General features: G+C 67.6%; 1 protein-coding gene. It reads left to right on the top strand.

From position 1 onward, the window contains the following. Positions 1 to 565: alpha/beta hydrolase (locus tag AC1DKD_RS41845; RefSeq protein ID WP_477144810.1), on the top strand; the 565-nt coding region annotated here is incomplete at both ends.

Genomic DNA, 565 nt, shown 5'->3' with positions numbered 1-565 from the left:
GCGCCGCCCTGGGCCGGCCGGTGCACACGTTCAACCGGCGCGGCCGCGGTTCATCGTCCCCGCAGCCCGAGGATTACACGCTGGACGTAGACATCCGCGACCTGGACACCGTCATGAAGCACACCTCCAGCACGGATGTCTTTGGCCACAGCTTCGGCGGTGCCGTTGCCTTGCACGCAGCGCGGACCCTTCCGGTGGAACGCCTGGCGGTTTACGATCCCGCGGTCTCCGTGAACGGCAGCGTCACCGCGGACTGGATCGTGGAGTACGAGCGCGCCATCGCGGCAGGCGACGACGACCGCGCCCTCGCTGTCATCCAGCGCGGCCTGGAAGCCAGCGGCTCCTTCTCATCAAGGATGCCGCTCTCCATGCTGACCCTCGCCAACAAACTGACCGCGGGCACCACGGAAGGTAAGCAGCAGCGCGAGCTGATGCGCACCGGCGTCCGCGAGATCAAGGCCATCATTGCCGCGGACATGCCGGCCGAGCCGTTCCAGGCACTGCCTCTGGAGACGCTGATCGTGGTGGGCGAAAAGAGCCCGGCCTACTTCGGCATCGCCTGCGG

This window comes from Cupriavidus sp. 05T313 (genome assembly GCF_056396665.1).
Note: the sequence above shows the minus strand (reverse complement) of the source record. Positions and strands in the feature narration are given on the sequence as shown.